This is a genomic window from Sphingomonas sp. 28-62-11 (assembly GCF_002278865.1).
GTDB lineage: Bacteria > Pseudomonadota > Alphaproteobacteria > Sphingomonadales > Sphingomonadaceae > Sphingomonas.
Genome location: NZ_NCGB01000019.1, coordinates 28,935 through 46,525 on the forward strand (window position 1 = coordinate 28,935; position 17,591 = coordinate 46,525).

21 protein-coding genes are annotated in these 17,591 nt (G+C 63.3%); 12 read left to right on the forward strand and 9 right to left on the reverse strand.

Features of this window, described 5'->3' with window-relative positions; genetic code table 11:
- Positions 1-5: 5 nt before the first annotated feature.
- On the reverse strand, positions 6-1,343 hold the full coding sequence (glmM, locus tag B7Y49_RS07940) for a phosphoglucosamine mutase (protein ID WP_374127048.1): 1,338 nt from the start codon (positions 1,341-1,343) through the stop codon (positions 6-8).
- A 61-nt stretch (positions 1,344-1,404) separates the two neighbouring features.
- On the opposite strand from glmM, the gene B7Y49_RS07945 reads away from it, so the two are divergent.
- Both B7Y49_RS07945 and B7Y49_RS07950 read left to right on the forward strand, forming a co-directional pair.
- Complete coding sequence (locus B7Y49_RS07945) at positions 1,405-2,670, forward strand: dicarboxylate/amino acid:cation symporter (protein WP_374127049.1); 1,266 nt, start codon at positions 1,405-1,407, stop codon at positions 2,668-2,670.
- Positions 2,667-3,662 carry an aldo/keto reductase gene (locus B7Y49_RS07950; protein ID WP_374127050.1) on the forward strand — a complete coding sequence of 332 codons (996 nt, stop codon included), beginning with the start codon at positions 2,667-2,669 and terminating at the stop codon, positions 3,660-3,662. Before B7Y49_RS07945 ends, B7Y49_RS07950 begins: the two co-directional genes overlap by 4 nt.
- 185 nt (positions 3,663-3,847) lie before the next feature.
- Here B7Y49_RS07950 and B7Y49_RS07955 read toward each other — a convergent pair whose 3' ends face one another.
- Together B7Y49_RS07955 and B7Y49_RS07960 are read right to left on the reverse strand one after the other, a co-directional pair.
- Positions 3,848-4,537: an NnrU family protein gene (locus tag B7Y49_RS07955; RefSeq protein ID WP_374127051.1), complete on the reverse strand. Its 690-nt coding sequence runs from the start codon at positions 4,535-4,537 to the stop codon at positions 3,848-3,850.
- Between the two features lie 34 nt (positions 4,538-4,571).
- Positions 4,572-6,074, reverse strand: coding sequence for a peptide MFS transporter (locus tag B7Y49_RS07960; RefSeq protein WP_374127067.1), 1,503 nt, complete (start codon positions 6,072-6,074; stop codon positions 4,572-4,574).
- 222 nt (positions 6,075-6,296) lie between these two features.
- On the opposite strand from B7Y49_RS07960, the gene B7Y49_RS07965 reads away from it, so the two are divergent.
- The 3 genes from B7Y49_RS07965 (at position 6,297) to B7Y49_RS07975 (ending at position 7,731) form a co-directional block, all read left to right on the forward strand.
- Positions 6,297-6,887: a nitroreductase gene (locus tag B7Y49_RS07965; RefSeq protein WP_374127052.1), complete on the forward strand. Its 591-nt coding sequence runs from the start codon at positions 6,297-6,299 to the stop codon at positions 6,885-6,887.
- A gap of 38 nt (positions 6,888-6,925) precedes the next feature.
- Positions 6,926-7,282, forward strand: a complete 357-nt coding sequence (locus tag B7Y49_RS07970) for a GntR family transcriptional regulator (protein WP_374127053.1) — start codon at positions 6,926-6,928, stop codon at positions 7,280-7,282.
- Between the two features lie 92 nt (positions 7,283-7,374).
- Positions 7,375-7,731, forward strand: coding sequence for a hypothetical protein (locus B7Y49_RS07975; RefSeq protein ID WP_374127054.1), 357 nt, complete (start codon positions 7,375-7,377; stop codon positions 7,729-7,731).
- A 60-nt stretch (positions 7,732-7,791) separates the two neighbouring features.
- Here the strand turns inward: B7Y49_RS07975 and B7Y49_RS07980 are convergent, their stop codons facing one another.
- Entirely contained in the window at positions 7,792-9,558 is a 1,767-nt protein-coding gene (locus B7Y49_RS07980; protein ID WP_374127055.1) for an acyl-CoA dehydrogenase, read from the reverse strand.
- On the opposite strand from B7Y49_RS07980, the gene B7Y49_RS07985 reads away from it, so the two are divergent.
- Entirely contained in the window at positions 9,557-10,510 is a 954-nt protein-coding gene (locus B7Y49_RS07985; protein ID WP_374127056.1) for an L-threonylcarbamoyladenylate synthase, read from the forward strand. The genes B7Y49_RS07980 and B7Y49_RS07985 overlap by 2 nt on opposite strands.
- Before the next feature lie 137 nt (positions 10,511-10,647).
- Here B7Y49_RS07985 and B7Y49_RS07990 read toward each other — a convergent pair whose 3' ends face one another.
- Positions 10,648-11,448: an inositol monophosphatase family protein gene (locus B7Y49_RS07990; RefSeq protein ID WP_374127057.1), complete on the reverse strand. Its 801-nt coding sequence runs from the start codon at positions 11,446-11,448 to the stop codon at positions 10,648-10,650.
- Between the two features lie 86 nt (positions 11,449-11,534).
- Between B7Y49_RS07990 and B7Y49_RS07995 the strand changes: the two genes are divergently transcribed.
- Positions 11,535-12,623 carry a phospholipase A gene (locus B7Y49_RS07995; RefSeq protein WP_374127058.1) on the forward strand — a complete coding sequence of 363 codons (1,089 nt, stop codon included), beginning with the start codon at positions 11,535-11,537 and terminating at the stop codon, positions 12,621-12,623.
- A gap of 24 nt (positions 12,624-12,647) precedes the next feature.
- Here the strand turns inward: B7Y49_RS07995 and B7Y49_RS08000 are convergent, their stop codons facing one another.
- A complete protein-coding gene (locus tag B7Y49_RS08000) occupies positions 12,648-12,869 on the reverse strand; it encodes a hypothetical protein (protein ID WP_374127059.1) in 222 nt (73 codons plus the stop codon).
- On the opposite strand from B7Y49_RS08000, the gene B7Y49_RS08005 reads away from it, so the two are divergent.
- The 4 genes from B7Y49_RS08005 (at position 12,853) to B7Y49_RS08020 (ending at position 15,621) form a co-directional block, all read left to right on the forward strand.
- Positions 12,853-13,401, forward strand: coding sequence for a peroxiredoxin (locus B7Y49_RS08005; RefSeq protein WP_374127060.1), 549 nt, complete (start codon positions 12,853-12,855; stop codon positions 13,399-13,401). The two genes, B7Y49_RS08000 and B7Y49_RS08005, sit on opposite strands and share 17 nt — an antisense overlap.
- Before the next feature lie 139 nt (positions 13,402-13,540).
- Positions 13,541-14,584, forward strand: coding sequence for a GGDEF domain-containing protein (locus tag B7Y49_RS08010; protein ID WP_374127061.1), 1,044 nt, complete (start codon positions 13,541-13,543; stop codon positions 14,582-14,584).
- Positions 14,585-15,163: 579 nt separating this feature from the next.
- Positions 15,164-15,286, forward strand: a complete 123-nt coding sequence (locus B7Y49_RS08015) for a hypothetical protein (protein WP_374127062.1) — start codon at positions 15,164-15,166, stop codon at positions 15,284-15,286.
- Between the two features lie 8 nt (positions 15,287-15,294).
- On the forward strand, positions 15,295-15,621 hold the full coding sequence (locus B7Y49_RS08020; protein WP_374127063.1) for an alkylphosphonate utilization protein: 327 nt from the start codon (positions 15,295-15,297) through the stop codon (positions 15,619-15,621).
- A gap of 195 nt (positions 15,622-15,816) precedes the next feature.
- Here B7Y49_RS08020 and B7Y49_RS08025 read toward each other — a convergent pair whose 3' ends face one another.
- From B7Y49_RS08025 to B7Y49_RS08035, 3 genes are all read right to left on the reverse strand, one after another.
- Positions 15,817-16,311, reverse strand: a complete 495-nt coding sequence (locus tag B7Y49_RS08025) for a Dps family protein (protein WP_374127064.1) — start codon at positions 16,309-16,311, stop codon at positions 15,817-15,819.
- 98 nt (positions 16,312-16,409) lie between these two features.
- Positions 16,410-16,979, reverse strand: coding sequence for a TMEM165/GDT1 family protein (locus B7Y49_RS08030; protein ID WP_374127065.1), 570 nt, complete (start codon positions 16,977-16,979; stop codon positions 16,410-16,412).
- A gap of 10 nt (positions 16,980-16,989) precedes the next feature.
- Positions 16,990-17,304, reverse strand: a complete 315-nt coding sequence (locus tag B7Y49_RS08035) for a hypothetical protein (protein ID WP_374127066.1) — start codon at positions 17,302-17,304, stop codon at positions 16,990-16,992.
- 196 nt (positions 17,305-17,500) lie between these two features.
- Between B7Y49_RS08035 and rpmG the strand changes: the two genes are divergently transcribed.
- Positions 17,501-17,591: bL33 family ribosomal protein (gene rpmG / locus B7Y49_RS08040; RefSeq protein WP_374127068.1), on the forward strand; the 91-nt coding region annotated here is incomplete at its 3' end.

Consider the following 17,591-nt stretch of genomic DNA (forward strand, 5'->3'; position numbering starts at 1 on the left):
TCCCTTCACGCCGCCGCGCGCACCGCATCGCAGATTCGGTCGACCACGCGTTCCACCTGCGCGCGGTCATCGCCCTCGGCCATCACGCGGATGACGGGTTCGGTGCCCGAGGGGCGAATGACGAGGCGGCCGCTGCCGTTGAGCTCGGCTTCAGCCTCGGCGATCACCGATTTCACGCTGTCAGCCTCAAGCGGTTTGCCGCCGGCAAAACGCACATTCTTTAGCAATTGCGGCAAGGGCTCGAACCGATGGAGGAAGTCGCTCGCGGGGGCGCCCGCCGTTACCAGTTCGCCGAGCACCTGAAGGGCTGCGACCAGCCCATCACCCGTCGTTGCGTAATCGGACAGAATGATATGCCCCGATTGCTCACCGCCGACATTGATGCCTTTTTCGCGCATCGCCTCCAGCACATAACGATCGCCCACCTGGGTGCGCAGCATGCCGATGCCCTGCCCCGCGAGATGCCGTTCGAGACCCAGATTCGACATCACCGTCGTCACCAGCGCGCCGCCCACCAATTTTCCCTGGCGCTGCCAGCCACTGGCGATGACGGCCATCAGCTGATCGCCATCGACCACCCGGCCCGTTTCATCGACCACGATCAGCCGGTCTGCATCACCATCGAGCGCAATGCCGATCGCCGCACCGCTGGCGACCACGGTTTCGCGCAGCAGATCGGGCGCGGTGGAGCCAACGCCGGCATTGATGTTCTTGCCATTGGGTTCGACCCCGATCGCGACGACATTCGCACCCAATTCCCACAGCGCGCTTGGTGCGACCTGATAAGCGGCACCGTTCGCGCAATCAACCACGATCCGCATGCCATCGAGCCGAAGCTCGCTGGGGAAGGTTGATTTGGCGAAATGGATATAACGACCTCGGGCATCCTCCACCCGCCGTGCTCGGCCGATTTCGGCGGAGGGGGCGAGCGCAATGTCGCCGTCGATCAGCGCCTCGATCGCCAGTTCGTCGGCGTCGGACAGCTTATAGCCATCGGGGCCGAACAATTTGATGCCATTATCGCCGTAAGGATTGTGGCTGGCGGAGATCATCACCCCCATGTCCGCACGCATCGAATGGGTGAGCATTGCCACCGCCGGGGTCGGCATCGGCCCCACCAGCACTACGTCCATCCCGACGCTGGTGAAGCCAGCGACCATCGCCGATTCGATCATATAGCCCGACAGCCGGGTATCCTTGCCGATCACCACGCGGTGGCGGTGATCGCCTCGCCGGAAATGCGCGCCCGCCGCCATGCCGACCTGCATCGCCATCGCCGCCGTCATCGGCAACTGGTTGGTCTTGCCGCGAATACCATCGGTGCCGAAATATTTTCTTGCCATGCGCACCCGCCCCATTCGTTATGACGTTCAGGTGTAGCGCCGCCAGGAGAGATAATCGAGCATGTCGCAAGCAACCCGGATTTTACTCGCGCTGGTCGCCGGGCTGGCATTGGGCATCATTGCCGCAGGCCAGGGTTTTGCGGCGATCGGCATCATTATCGCCGAACCAATCGGCACTGCGTGGCTGAACGGGCTGCAAATGACGATCGTGCCGCTCGTCGTCGCGCTACTGGTGATCGGCATCGCCGCCACCGCCGATGCCGCGCGCGCCGGACAACTGGCGACACGGGCGATGATCACTTTCATGGTCCTGCTCTGGTCAGGGGCGATCATGGCGGCGTTCGTCACGCCGGCATTGCTCGAGCTGTGGCCGATCGATCCCGCCGCCGGCGCCGCGCTGAAGGCGTCGCTGCCCGATGTGAAGCCGATTGGCGATGTGCCGCCGTTCGGCGATTTTCTGGCCGCAATCGTGCCGAGCAACCCGGTATCGGCCGCCGCCAACAGTGCATTCCTGCCGCTGATCGTCTTCACGCTGGCCTTTGCTTTTGCCATCACCCGCCTGCCCAAGCCGCCACGCGACCTGCTCGTGGCGTTTTTTGCTGCGATCGCCGATGCGATGATCGTGGTGATTGGCTGGGTATTGTGGCTCGGGCCAATCGGCGTGTTCGCGCTGGCATTTCTGGTGGGCGCAAAGGCGGGTGGCGAGGCATTCGGTGCGCTGCTCCATTATGTGCTGATCGTCACCAGCGTGGGCACGGTATTGTGGATCGCATCCTTCTTCCTCGGTGCGATTGGCGGTAAGGTGTCGATCGTCAAATTCGCGCGCGCGACGGCATCGGCGCAGGCGGTGGCAATCAGCACGCAATCCTCGCTCGCCTCGCTGCCCGCGATGCTGCGCGGGGCTGAGCAGATCGGCGTCCACACCCAGCATTCGGGCATCATCCTCCCGCTCGCCGTCGCGGTGTTCCGGGCGACCGGCCCGGCGATGAACCTGGCGGTGGCGATCTATATCGCGGTGTTGTTCGGTGTAGAGCTGACCTGGCAAAATCTGGCGGCGGGCGTGGCGGTCGCGTCGATCACGACGCTCGGCGCGGTCAGCCTGCCCGGATCGATCACCTTTGTCAGCTCCATCGCGCCGATCGCCGCGGCGATGGGCGTGCCGATCGCGCCGCTCGGCCTGCTCGTTGCGATCGAGACTTTCCCTGATATCATGCGCACCTTGGGCAACGTAACGATGGACTTGGCCGTTACCGCCACGCTTTCCGCGCGCGCCGCGCCTGCACCGATAACGCCCGAAGACCTGTTGATCGAAGGACAAATCGCATGAAATACCGCACACTCGGGCAGGAATTGTCGGTCTCCGCACTCGGCCTTGGGCTGATGCCAATGGCCGGCGTTGGCCCGGCGATGTACGGTGCGGCAACCGAGGCGGAGAGCATCGCGACGATCCACCGCGCGATCGGCATGGGCGTCACCTTTTTCGATACCGCCGAGATTTACGGGCCGCTTTTAAACGAGGAACTGCTTGGCCGCGCGATAAAGGGCAAGCGGGATGGTCTGGTGATCGCGACCAAATTCGGTTTCCGTTTCGATGACGAGAATCGCGTGATTGGGGTCGATGGCTCCCCCGCCAATGCCCGGCGCGCGGTGGAGGGATCGCTCAAGCGGCTCGGGATCGACACGATCGACTTGTTCTACCAGCACCGCGTCGACCCCAAGGTGCCGATCGAGGAAACTGTCGGCGGGATGGCCGAGCTGGTGAAGGAGGGAAAGGTCCGCCATCTGGGGCTTTCCGAAGCTGGGGCGGCGACGCTGCGCAAAGCGGCGGCGGTGCACCCGATCGCGGCGCTGCAGAGCGAATATTCGCTATGGGAACGCGATGTGGAGGAGGAAATCCTGCCAACCGCGCGCGAACTCGGTATTGGGTTCGTGCCCTATTCACCGCTGGGGCGGGGTTTCCTGACCGGGCAGATCACCGCGCCCGAGGATTTGCCGGCGGGCGATTACCGATTGAGCGATCCACGCTATTCGATCGAGAATTTTTCGCTGAACATGGACATCGTCGCTGTGATCAAGCGAATTGCCGGCGAGCACCGCGCCAGCGCGGCGCAGATCGCGCTTGCCTGGCTGCTGGCGCAGGGTGACGATATCGTGCCGATCCCCGGATCGAAACGCCGCGTGACGCTGGAGGACAGTATGGGCGCGGTCGACGTGGCGCTGACCGCGCAGGATCTCGTCGATTTAGATGCGGCCGCGCCGCGCGGCGGCACGGCAGGGCCGCGCTATGGCGAGCGGATGATGGCGATGGTGCGGTTGTAAGACGGAATATCGAGAGACGATATTTCCCTTCAGCCGTTCGTGTCGAGCGAAGTCGAGACACTTTTCGCTGCGTTTGTGGCCGGTTTCTCGACTTCGGCCTTGTTGGCAGAAGTTTATCCCGAGCGCCTGCCTTGGCAGGCAGTCGAAGGGCTCGAAACAAACGGGTCAAGGTGTTTTCAGCGTACTCACCCCACCCAGCGCCAGATGCCCGCGGCAATGCCGGCCATCGGGATATGCGCCCAGGTCGCCGCGAGCCAGATCACCACGCCACCGGCAATGTCATGCGGACGGAACCCGCCGAATGTGGCCTTGCCCGACGCGATGGCGGCGAACGGCCAGTAGCCGCTGCGCTTTTCCCAGACGAGCCAGAGTTCGGGCACCAGCGCGCGCTTCTTCGCGTCCTGCAGCGCCGCCCCCACCAGCGCGAGCGTCGCAATGGCGGCTGACAGGTAGATGTTCGCTGCAATCGGATAGACCAGCACATGCGCCAGTGCCCAAAGCGCGAATGACCACATCATCGGATGGCGCGTGATGGCAAAAACGCCGCGCGCCTTTTCGGGTGCCTTGGCGGCGGGACCGGGCAGCGCCGGATTGCCGATCAGCGAGCCCACCAGCAGGATGCTCGCGACAAGCATGATCGCAGTGCCCACCGCCCACAGCCCATCGCCGACATCCCACAGCATCGGCGTGATCGGCGCGGCCTTATAGGCATTGGCGGTCCAGCCGAGCGTGGCGAACGCGACCAGTGCATAAAGGATCGTGAAGCCGCCATTGCCCAGCGCCTTGACGAGAGGCGCACGGAAAGGGTGCGACAGCAGAAAGTGCGACCCCACAAAGGATCCCGCCGCCACCGCGACCATTGTCGTTCCGTCCATCAGTATCCCCCTCGAAAGCCCGCGCGTAAACCGATCAGGCGGTTGCCCGCTCGTCATCGTCCTTCAGCGTCGATAGATGCATCCGCTTGGTGACGATGGGTGACAGGATCAGCACCACCGCCGCGACGCCAATCGTGATCCAGCCGATCGTTGAATAGATTGCGAGCGTGCCTTCCTTGGTCGCGACGCCGCTTTCGCCGCCCGTTGCCTCACCGATCTTGCCCGCCACGAAATTGCCGACCGCGGTCATATAGAACCACGCACCCATGATCAGGCTGGCGAGATGCTTCGGCGCGAGCCGGTTCATGGCCGATAGCCCCACCGGTGACAGACAGAGCTCGCCGGTCGTCTGGAAGAAATAGATCAGGAACACGAACAGCACCGGCGTCGCGATGCCGACGCCAACGCTGTTGGCGCCCCAGACAAACAGCAGGAACGAAAAGCCGACCTGCAACAGCGCGAGGCCGAATTTGGCGGGCGCCGACGGCTCCATCCCGCGCTTGCCTAGCGCCACCCATAGCCAGGCGAAGATCGGCCCGAGCAGCACGATGTAAATCGGGTTGATCGACTGGAACAGCGATGCGGGCACCCCGGCGCGATCGACGAAGCGATCCGTGTAGAGATTCAGCGATCCGCCGGCCTGTTCGAACAGCCCCCAGAAAACCGGGTTGAGCGAGATGAGGAACAGCACCACCAGCATCCGATCCCGTGCCTGCGGCTCCAGCTTCAGCGACACGCGCAGCACATAAAGCAGCAGAACGATGCCCGATGCGAGCAGCAGCCACTGGATGACCTGCTGATACTGGATCAGCGCCCAGATCACGAAGACCGACGCCACGCCGATCGCATAAATCAGCCATTCGAGCTTGATCCCGGCAACCGGCGATTGCAGCCGCGCGGCATCAGGTGCTTCGCCCTTGCCGAGCAGGAGCGGCTTGCCGATCACGAATACCACCAGCCCCAGCAACATACCCAGCCCAGCCGCGCCAAAGCCGTAGCGCCAGCCGTAAGTTTCGCCCAGGTAGCCCGCCAGGATCGTGCCGATTGCCGCACCCACGTTAATGCCGACATAGAAGATCGTGTACGCGCCATCGCGGCGGATATCGGTGCGCGGATAGAGCTGGCCGACGATCACCGAGATATTGGCCTTCAGAAAGCCCGAACCCACGATGATGAAGCTGAGCGCCATCCAGAATATGTTGATCGTCGCATCGGCCTGACCACCAGTGCCTTCAAACGCCATCAGCGAGTGACCGATGGTAAGCATCACCGCACCGAACAGCACGGCCTTGCGCTGGCCCAAATAGCGATCGGCGAGGTAACCCCCAAGCACCGGGGTGATGTAGACGAGGCTGGTATAGGCACCATAAATCAGGTTGGCGGTGCCATCGCCGAACAGCCAGTGCTTGGTGAGGTAGAAAATCAGCAGCGCGCGCATGCCGTAATAGGAAAAGCGTTCCCACATTTCGGCGAAGAACAGGACGTACAGCCCCTTGGGATGGCCGGCGAATTCAGCCCCCGGCCGTGCCGCGATCATCCCGCCCAAGCCAAGCAGAAATACCAGAAAACCAAGCGCGATTGCTGGAATAATGTCCACGCGGTACCCCTTTACCAAACAGTCGAATGCGGATCACTAACGGACCGCTGATCAAGCGCGCGAGCCTAGCGGCCAAAATCGTGCTGCCAAGCAATAATGTGGCACGATGGTGGCCGCATGACGACTTGTCGCCCGCCGTCATGCGGCTTAGGGGCGGCAGCGATGTTCAACGATCTCTCCACACCCCTCTCGCTGCTCACCACGCGCCGGTCGGGCAGCCCGCGTGAGATGATTGCGCCCGGCCCTGATGCTGCCCAGCTCGACGCCATCCTCGCCATTGCCGCGCGCACGCCCGATCATGGCAAGATCAACCCTTGGCGCTTCGTGATCGTCCCCAATTCCGCCCGCGGCGCGCTCGCCACGCTGATCACATCGGCCTATCTCGCTGAGCGTCCCGACGCAGCGCGGCTGGAAGTCGATGCGCTGGAGGCGTTCGCGACGCAGGCACCCGCGCTGGTCGTGGTCCTGTCCTCCCCCAATCCCGAACGGAAGATCCCGATCTGGGAGCAGGAGCTGTCGGTTGGCGCTGCGTGCATGAACCTGCTCCATGCGGCGCATGCGCACGGCTTTGTCGGCGGCTGGTTGACCGGATGGGCGGCCTATTCGGATGCCGTTCGCGATGCCTTTGGCGCGGCGCCCGAGCGGATCGCCGGATTCATCTTCATCGGATCACCAGCGCGCGACCTGGAAGAACGCCCCCGTCCCAATCCGGGTAGCGTGATCTCGGTCTGGGTGCCCCCAGCAACAGCTTAGGGGCTGGACGAACCGGGCGATTGCTGTATTAAGGCAGCATGACAGCGCTCAACAGCGAAGACAGTCCGGTCTATATCAAATTGCGGGGGACGATCGCCGCCGCCATTCTGCGCGGTGAGTTTCGCGCGGGCGATCAACTGCCCTCGGTTCGCGCTCTGGCCGCTGAACATGGCGCCAATCCGCTGACCGTCGCCAAAGCCTATCAAAGCTTTCAGGACGATGGCTATGTTGAGGTGCGGCGCGGCGTTGGCATGTTCGTGCTGGCGGGCGCCGCCGAAAAGCTGCGCATCGCCGAGCGTGATCACTTCATGACCACCAGCTGGCCGCGTATCCGCGATCACATCAAGCTGCTCGGCATCGACGCTGGCGACCTGCTGGAAAACGCCGCCGTTTAATTGCGCGTGTGTCGGCTGCTGCAGCCACGCCAAACGGAACATTCGAATAATCCCGTCGTTTCAGTTTTTTAACGAGATGATGGGACGAACACATGGTCGACAATCTAAACCCCGACAGAAATCCTGACGGCACGCATACCGTGCGCGAAACAACCATTGTTACCAAGTCGGGTGGCATGAACACGCTGCTGATCGTTCTGCTGGCGGTTGCCGCGATTGTTGGCCTCTTGTTCGCAACGGGTTTCTGGAGTGCCGATGTGAAGAACGGCGCGCTGCCTGAGGTTTCCGTTCAGGGCGGCGCATTGCCCGATGTCGATCTCGATTCGAAGGAAGTCGTTGTCGGCACGACCAAGGCCGAGATCGACGTGCCCAAGATCAAGACCGAGAAGGAAGAAGTCTCGGTGCCCACGATCGGTGTGCGCGACGGAAAAACCGACGAGAAGAAATAAGCCCTATCTCACGATCGATCAGGGGCCCTGCCGCTCGGCACGGGCCCCTTTTTTTGTCGATCAGGCCGCGAACGCTGCTGGTTCGAGCGCATAGAGCATCGCCGCGCTCGCCATAGCCGCCGCCTTCAAGCCCATCGCCTCGGGCACGATCTGCGCGACATAGAAATCGGTCACCGCGCGCTTCATCTTCAGGAAGTCGGGATCGCCGTCCACCGTGGCGGCAATGCGTCCCTGACGCTCCATCAGCCAGCCGCACACTGCCGTCGACAGCATCGTCAGGAACGGATAGCTCGCCGCCAGCCGATCATCGACATCGACCGTCAGCAAGCGCCGTGCGACTTCCTCACACGCATCGATCAGGCCGCGCAGGCCCGCATCCTGCGCTTCCGCGCGCATATCGGCGATCAGGGCGTTCAAGACACCACCATTGTCCATGCTGAGCTTGCGACCCACCAGATCAGCGGCCTGGATACCGTTGGTGCCCTCGTAAATCGGGGTGATCCGGGCATCGCGGAAGCCCTGGGCGACGCCGGTTTCCTCGATGAAGCCCATCCCGCCATGGACCTGGATCGCGATCGAGCTGACTTCGCAGCCGATATCGGTGCCATGCGCCTTGGCGAGCGGGGTGAGCAGATCGAGCCGCTTTTGCGCATCGGCATCACCCAAAGTCGCGCGATCGACCTGGCTGGCAGCGAGATAGACGAGCGCCCGCGCGGCCTGGGTCTGTGCCTTCATCCGCATCAGCATGCGGCGGACATCGGGATGCTCGATGATCGCGACAGGATCACGCCCCGCACCCGCCCGCGCCGACTGGACGCGGTCGCGCGCATAGGCGACCGCGAGCTGGGTCGCGCGCTCGGCGACCTGCACGCCCTGCAGGCCGACATTCAGTCGCGCATTGTTCATCATCGTGAACATGCCGCGCATGCCCCCCAGCTCCGCGCCGATCAGCTCGCCGATGCAATCGCCATTATCGCCAAAGCTCAGCACACAGGTGGGCGAAGCATGGAGGCCGAGCTTATGCTCGATCGAGACGACGCGGACATCGTTGAATTCGCCGGGATTGCCGTCCGCATCGAGCCGATATTTGGGGACGAGGAACAGCGACAGCCCCTTGGTGCCCGGGGGCGCATCGGGCGTCCGGGCGAGGACGAGGTGAACGATGTTCGACGCCATGTCATGATCGCCGAACGAGATATAGATTTTGGTGCCGCTGATGCTCCACTTGCCGTCGGCGCGCGGCTCGGCCTTGGCGCGCACCGCGCCCACGTCCGAACCGGCCTGAGGCTCGGTCAGGTTCATCGTGCCGGTCCATTCGCCGGTGGCGAGGCGGGGCAGGTACAGCGCCTGTTGTTCGGGGCTGCCATGATGCGCCAGCGCCTCGATCGCGCCGACCGTCAGCGTGGGGGCCAGCGCGAAGCCGAGATTGGCCCCACCCAGCGTCTCCAGCACCGCCGTCTGGATGATGAAGGGCATGCCCTGCCCGCCAAATTCTTCCGGCACGCCAATCGTGCCCCAGCCGCCATCGACATAGGCCTTGTACGCTTCCGGGAACCCGGCGGGCATCTTCACGCCGTCCGTGGTCCATTTGGGGCCATTGGTGTCACCCACCCGGCTGAGCGGTGCCCACTCGCCCGCTGCCAGCGCCCCCACGCCCTCCAGCACCGCATCGACGACATCGCTCGACGCGGCGGCAAAGCGGTCGCTCGCGGCGAGATCGTCGATCTTGACGATATGGTCGAGCACGAAACGCTGTTCGGTAACGGCGGGGGTGAACACAGATGGTGCCTCTCTTGTTCTAAACTCACGCGCGCTATAGCGCCGCATGGTGAGCACGCCAAATACCGCCTTTGAGACAAAGACCTTCCCTTACGGCGACGCCGCGATTGCGGAAGGTGCGCGGCTCATTACGGCGGGCCAGCCCGTCGCGGTGCCGACCGAGACGGTGTACGGACTCGCGGCAGATGCGGTAAATGCGGCAGCGGTGGCGGCGATCTACGCGGCCAAAGGGCGGCCGAGCTTCAACCCGCTGATCGTGCATGTGATCGATCTGGCCGCTGCCGAAGCCATCGCAGTGATCGATGATGCCGCACGCGCGCTGGCGGCGGCGTTCTGGCCAGGGCCGCTCACCCTGGTAGTGCCGATGCGGCCCGATAGCGGCATCGCGTCGCTGGTGACGGCGGGGCTCGACACGATCGCGATCCGCGTGCCTGCCCACCGGGCGATGCGCGCGCTGCTGGCTGCAACACGCAAGCCGCTCGCCGCGCCCTCCGCCAATGCCAGCGGCGCGATCAGCCCCACCCGCGCGGCGCATGTGCTGGCGAGCCTGAACGGGCGGATCGCGATGATCATTGATGACGGGCCTACCAGCGCAGGACTCGAATCAACCATCATAATGCCGGGCGATCCACCCCGCCTGCTGCGCCCCGGTCCGATACCGGCCGAAGTCATCGAAGCGGTGATCGGAGCGGCACTGGCCGCTGCCCCAGGCGGTATCATCGCCCCGGGCCAGCTCGCCAGCCACTATGCCCCCGCCAAACCGCTGCGGATCAATGCCAATATCGCGCGTGCAGGTGAATGGATGATCGGTTTCGGCGATCTACCCGGCGACGATACACTTTCCGAGACCGGCGACCTCATCGAGGCGGCCGCTCGCCTGTTCGACTGCCTCCACCGTGCCGATGCGAGCGATTGCGTTGGGATTGCGGTTGCGCGGATACCGATCGATGGAATCGGCGTCGCAATCAACGACCGGCTGATCCGGGCGGCGCATCGGTGATAAGAACCTCACCCCCTTTTCACCCCGTGCTCGTTCCGGCGTGCCGCTACCTTCGTGCCCCAATGACGGGCGGCGTTAGAAGAGCTGGCCCCCGGATCAAGCCCCGGTTCCCGATGAGAGGGATAGCTCGAGCGCCCTCAATGCCCGTGGCAGGCCAGCGCCTCGACGATGCCTTCGATCCGTGCCGGATCACCCGCCGCGATCACCTCACCCACACTGTCGGCGGTTAGCGGGTCGCCTTGCCAGTCGCACATCCGTCCGCCTGCACCTTCGACGACCGGGACTAAAGCTGCGAAATCATGAATTTTCAGACCCGCCTCGACCACGATGTCGAGATGGCCCGAGGCGAGGCAGCCGTAATTGTAGCAATCGCCACCATAGATCGGCCCCTGCCCCATGCGCCCGCCCGTCACCGCTCGGGCCAGCGCCACGAAGTGATCGGCCTGATGCTCGTCAAAGGCGTGCGGGCTGGTGGTGGCGAGCGCTGCACCTTCAAGCGCGCGGCAGGCGCGAGTGGTGGCGGGCGTGCCATTGAACAGCGTCGGCTTGCCGATCACCCCTGACCATCGCTCCTTTAGGATCGGCTGATCAATAATGCCGAGCATTGGCCAGCCTTCGATCATCAGGCCAATCAACGTGCCGAACACCGGGCGACCCGAAACGAAGGCGCGGGTGCCGTCGACCGGATCGAGCACCCAGGCGCGGCCGCTGGTGCCATCCTTAGTGCCATATTCCTCGCCGATGATCGCATCGTCGGGAAAGGTCGCTTCGATCAGCGTTCGCATCGCCGCTTCGGCCTCGCGATCGGCGAGCGTGACGGGGGAATGGTCGGCCTTGGTTTCCAGCCCATGGGGCGCGCGGAAATAGGGGCGGATCACGGCGCCTGCGGCATCGGCAAGACGGTGGGCGAGATCGATATCAGCTTGGGTGACGCGCATAGCCTCCACCTAGCTTGCACCACCGCGCCTCGCCAGCGTGAAAAGCGACTCGCTTCTGTCACAATCGGCTGACAAGCTGCGCCATCATGAAGAATCCCGCCCGCATTGCCGCCCTGATCATTGCGCCCTTGGTGCTGGTCGCGTCGCCCGCCGCCGCGCAGCTCCGCCCGCTGGTCGAGCCGCCCGCCAGCGCTGCGGGTGCGCTCAGCGGGGTCGATGTGTTTCTGATCAACGAGGGGCGCGATGCGTCACCCGTTGAGGCGCCGCCGACCATTCAGACGATCGCGCGTGATGGCACGGCGTTGACGCTCGAGCTGATCCGCTCGACTGCCGATGTCGGACCGGTGGCCCCCGGCGGCTTTGCGCGGCTGCGCTACCGGTTGGCGCCGCTGGCCCGCCCAGCCGAGCCACGCGCTGCCATCGCCCGCGCCGAACCCCGCGGTCCCGCCGGACCCGGTGAGCAGGTGACCACCAGCGGGCGCGGCACCGCGAGCGCTTTCCTCAGCCGGTTCGAACCATTCGAGCCCACCTATGGCGTGGTCGGCACGGGCGATTCGGGGGCAAAGGTGCAGCTGAGCTTTGCGATGCAGCCCTTCGCCAGCACGGGCCCCGCGTCGTACATCAAGGTCGCCTATACCCAGACGATCTTCTGGGCGCTCGACCAGCCATCGGGGCCGATCCGCGCGACCACCTATAGCCCCGAAGCCTTTATCGACGTGCCCTTCGACGAATCGACGCGGCTGTCGCTCGGCTATCGCCACGACTCAAACGGCGGCGGGCCGGCGACGTCGATCGACATCAATCGGCTGTATCTTCGCGTGAACAAGACATTCGCGCTCGGCAATGACTGGCGGCTCGATATTGCGCCGCAGGGCTGGTTCTATGTCGGCACGCAAGGGATCGCGGGCGATATCGAGCGCTTTTATGGCAACGGCGCACTGGGTGCCTCGGTCGAGCAGAAGGACGGCGTGAAGCTGGCGCTGTATGCGCGCGGCAATCCGATGACGCGCCAGGGATCGGCTGAGCTGTTCGCCTCCTACCCGATAAAGCGCTTCGGCGTCGGCGATATTGGGCTTTATGTGTTCGGTCAGGCGTTTCACGGTTATGGCGAGGCGCTGAGCGACTATAACCGCGCTGATACCCATGCCCGGATCGGGATTGCGCTGACGCGGTAGGACAATATCGAGTTATCTTGCAGCTTACCAAACCCGTTCGGGCTGAGCGAAGTCGAAGCCTAAGCCTAAGCCCAACCGCAGCGCGTGCCCTTCGACTTCGCTCAGGGTGAACGGAGGGGGTAGTAGATCAACTTTGCCCGAGCTCGGACGAACGACCCATAAATCGGTATTGCGGATAGCTTCTTCGTTGGTCATGCGCCGTACCAACGAATTCAGATGGGAGATGATGATGACCTTCTCGACCAAGCTTCTTGCCTTGCTGCCGCTCGCATTGTTGGCGGCTTCGCCCGCGATTGCCGCGCTAGCGCCCGGCGCCAAGGCACCTGACTTCACGACCCGCGGGGCGACGGCAGGCAAGATTTCCACCGTCAATCTGAAGGCCGCGCTGAAAAAGGGGCCGGTCGTGCTCTATTTCTTCCCCGCCGCTTTTACGCCCGGCTGCAGCGCCGAAGCCCGCGCCTTTGCCGAGGCGATCCCCGAATTCACCAAGGCAGGCGCAACAGTAATCGGTATGTCGGCTGATCCAGTCGATGTGCTCGCCGATTTTTCGGCCAAGGATTGCGCCGGCAAGTTCATGGTCGCTAGTGCTGGGCCCGCTGTGGTGTCCGGCTATGACGTCGCCCTGTCGCGCGGCGGCGGGCGGACGATCACCAGCCGGACAAGCTATGTCATCGCGCCATCGGGCACGATTGCCTTTGTCCACAATGACATGAGCTATGCCGATCATGTGCGCACCACGCTGGACGCGGTCAAGCGGCTCCGGACAAGCGCTCGGTAACCAACACCTGCCCCTTCAAAAAATCAGAAATCGTTTCGGCCGCAGCGCCAAGTCACCGAATATTAGGCGTTGATCGGTACAGACATCTGCACGCAGTGGCGTTTGTTGGCGTTTGACGAGGCGATTGACGGAAGCGGTGATGATGGGCGGTAAGGTGGCTTTGGCGTTTGAGGTGGAAGCGACAGTGGATCGCGGCGAAGCAAGCCGTGCAGTGTTTGATCGCATTCGTGACTTTCTTGAAGCCAATCGTCTTGGCCCCGATCCGGTCAACTATGCCTTTGGCTACCGTGTCGTCAGCGATCCTGCGGGTCCGCTGGCCCGCGCGGTCGCAGCGCTTACCGATGGCGGCGTGCGACTGACCAAGCGCGATATTCTGGCGCTTGGCGGTGATGTCAGCAATGCGCCGATCGAACCACCCGCTGCCGCAGCGAGCGGCGAAGGCCTGGTCGCGCAGACCCAGATGCAGGTCGAAGGTTTCCAGGATCTGGTGCGCGCCATGCGCAACGAAACGGCTGATTTCGGCCGCGATCTCGCGGCGACGGCAGATGCGATGCGTGTATCGACCGGCATCGATTCGGTCAGCGAGGTGCTGCGTATGACGGGCGCGATGCTCAACCGCGTCCAGAATGCCGAAAGCCAGCTCGAAGTCGCAACGCGCGAGGCGAGCGATCTTCGCGCCAAGCTGGAGGAAGCGCGTGACAATGCCCGCCGCGATCCGCTGACCGGCCTGCCCAATCGGCGTGCTTTGGAGGAAGCCTATGCCGATCACGTCGCCAAGGGTTCGCCGATCTGCGTTGCGGTGTGTGACATTGATCACTTCAAGCTTGTCAATGACGGTTTCGGCCATGCCGTGGGGGATCGCGTGCTGAAGGCGATCGGCGATGTACTTGCTGAACAGTGCGGCGAACATCTCGTCGCGCGCTATGGCGGCGAGGAATTCGTTGTTCTGTTCGCTGGCATCCCGCTGGCAGCAGGGCAAGACATGCTCGAATCGGCGCGCCAGTTGGTTGCCAAAAAACGCTATCGCCTTCGCGAATCGGATGAGCCGTTGGGCGAGGTTACCTTTTCCGCCGGGCTTACCGCCGCTTCGTCCGGTGAGGACGTGGGTGATGTGTTCGTGCGCGCCGACGGGCTGCTCTATGCAGCCAAAGCCGATGGCCGAAACTGCCTGAAAATCGGTTGAGCCGCCGGAATTCGTTGCGGGGTTGCAACATTCGCCAAAGCTTGGCGCTTTCCACCAAAATCATTGGCGAATTATGCGAAAGCATTTCGCGGTTGTGGTGAACAAGGGCTGAATTCAGCCATTTTCTCAACTTGGCACGCTCCCTGCAATTCCCTTGGCATCGCTGGCCGGATGGTCCGGACGGCGAAAAAAGGGAGAAAGTCAATGTTCCGTATCGAAAGCATTTCGCGGGTTGTGATGTCTGCAGCCGCTGCCCTGGTGTTCGCGACCGTGATGGTCAGCGCTGCCGTTCCGATGGTGCCGATCGCCTGATCGGCACCCCATCCACAATCGAAAAGAAACCGAGAATGATAATGACCAGAACGCGAAGCCTGTTGCTAGTCGTGCTTGCCTTTGCATCGACCAGCGGCCTGATCCTAGCGCAGAACGCGCTGTTCAACACCGTGGTGACGGGGTGACCCTCACCACGGTTCAGCGCCGCCGCCATGGCCGCGCACCGAATTTACGCGCCAGCGCGGGCGATCTCGCCTAGATTGGCCACCCGGCAGGCGTGATGCGTGCCCCATAGGGATGCACGCCATGGCCAAGGCCCAGAAGAAATCAAACAAGGAAGTCCGCAAACCCAAGGCGGAAAAGCCCAAAAAGGGCAATGCATCCAACCCGTCGACCAAGGGCGCGGTGCCTGCTCCGGCCAAGGGCTGATCGGCCCGATGACCCCCGACACAACCGCGGATGATGCCGACAGCTTCGTTTTCGATGAAGCGAGCGGCGAATGGATCAGCGCCGCTGATGCGGCGGCACTTACAACTGGCAAGGATGCTGCCGTCGAGGTACGCGACGCCGTCGGCAATCTGCTCGCCGATGGCGATCAGGTAACGCTGATCAAAGACCTGACCGTGAAAGGTGCAGGCCAGACGCTGAAGCGCGGCACGCTCATCAAATCGATCCGGCTGACCGGCGACCCACAGGAAATCGACTGCCGGTTCGATGGCATCAAAGGCCTCGTCCTGCGCGCCGAGTTTGTGAAAAAGCGGTAGAACCTCGCGCCTTTGATTTTTTATCAATCGTCATTGCGAGCTTAGCGAAGCAATCCAGTTTAACCACCCGCGGCCCGGCTGGATTGCTTCGCTGCGCTCGCAATGACGGCTTGGCATAAGGCACTTTGCTCCAGCCCTACCGCGTAGTTGGGGGCAATCCACCCTGGATCGCCACCGCGCCGGCGGGTTTAGCGATCAACCCTTGCGGCTGGCCTCGAACAGAAACCAGGCGCGTTCTTCGGCCTGATCGGTCCAGTCATCGAGGATACCGCTGGTGGCGTTGTCTTTCGCCTCATCGACAATGTCCTTGGCCTCGCGCAGCGACGCGACCAAAGCCAGATTATCCTCGCGCAGCTCCGCCAGCATCGCTTCGGGCGCGACGAAATCGGCGTCATTGTCTTTGATCGTCTGGTGGCGGGCAATGTCCCCTACTGACCGCAAGGTCGTGTTGCCGGTCTTGCGGACGCGTTCGGCGATGGCATCGGTGGTCGCCAGAATCTGCGTCGCCTGATCATCGAGCATCAGGTGATAATCGCGAAAATGCGGGCCAGAGACGTGCCAGTGAAAATTCTTGGTCTTGAAATACAGCGCATAGCTGTCTGCCAAAATGCCGTTCAACGCTTGCGCGACGGTTTTGGCGGCGTTGGCTTTCAGGTCGGTTGGTGTCTTAAGGGCGGAATCGGTGGCCATCGCAAAGGTCTCCTGCAGCGAATGACGGTTGTAACGCTGCTATAACGGATTGGGTCCCGGCCGATCACTGAAGAGTATCGATTTGAGTGAATGCTTCGCTAGATCAGGCGGAGCGCGACAAGTCCGAACATCACGCCCGTCAGCACCAGCACCAGCCCGATCGCGATTCGGATCGGCCGGTGCGGCAGCGCCCGATAATCGCGTTCGCCAGCCAAAATGGCCGGTACGATCACCGCCAGGCTGCCCAGCGTTGCGCCGATCGCGGCGAACGGGGCGGCGATCGGCGTGCGTGCAGCGATCGCGGCGGTAAGAAACTGGGTCCGGTCGCCCACGCCGATGGCGAGCAGCGCGACGAGGGTGGTCCCGAACGCACCGATCCGCCACCCGGCCATCCGATCGGGCGATTTCAGCGCGAACAACGCGGTACTACCCGCCGATAGCAGCGCCAGCGCGAGGAATAGCGCGCGGGCGTTGGGCGTCATGATCGCCGCCATCAGCGTACCCGCCACCGCGCCGAGGGCATTGCCAAGCGCGAGCGCCACCGCAGCGGCAACAATCATTGCCCAGGGCTTCTGGTAGCGATCACCGAGAATCGCCGACAGCCATGCCGTCCGGTCGCTTGCCTGGCACAATAGGGCGCCGACAAACGCGGCCATCAGCGCATCCATGGCAGCGGAATCAGCCGGTCAGACGGACAGAGCAGGCCGCGACATAGCTTTCGCGCGCGAACTGGTCCTGCCGCTCGCTGCCAATCGCCTCGCGGAGGAGCGCGATCCATCCGGTGATCAGCGGGCCTTGTTCGCCGCGCGCCAATGCCGATTCGAGTATCTGGGCGACACTGGCGACGGGCAGCATGCCGTTCTGGGCGGCGACTCGGCGGATCATGTCGATCTCAGCGGCAAGCGAGGCAACGCCGGGGCGCACTTCCAGCATTGTTGCGCGGCGGTGCAACTCGGTCTTCACCTTTTGGTCGATCGTTGGGTACCGAGTCATCATCCGTCCCCCTTGGGCCTTTGGGTGGCAGCGTGCGCCCCTTATGGTGAAGGCGGCGTTAACGGCTGCAGGGCGGCGCATGTGCTGCGCGCGCGACTTGACTTTGCGGTCGCCTTGGGCCAACGGCTGCGGCATACCAAGCGGCGGGCACGCGTTCGCCGCTTTTTGCTTTTTTCAACGCGCAGGAATTCAGGTCATGGCAAAGCCGACCACCGTCAAGATCAAGCTCGTCAGCTCGGCCGATACCGGCTTCTTCTATGTCACCAAGAAGAACCCGCGCACCCAGA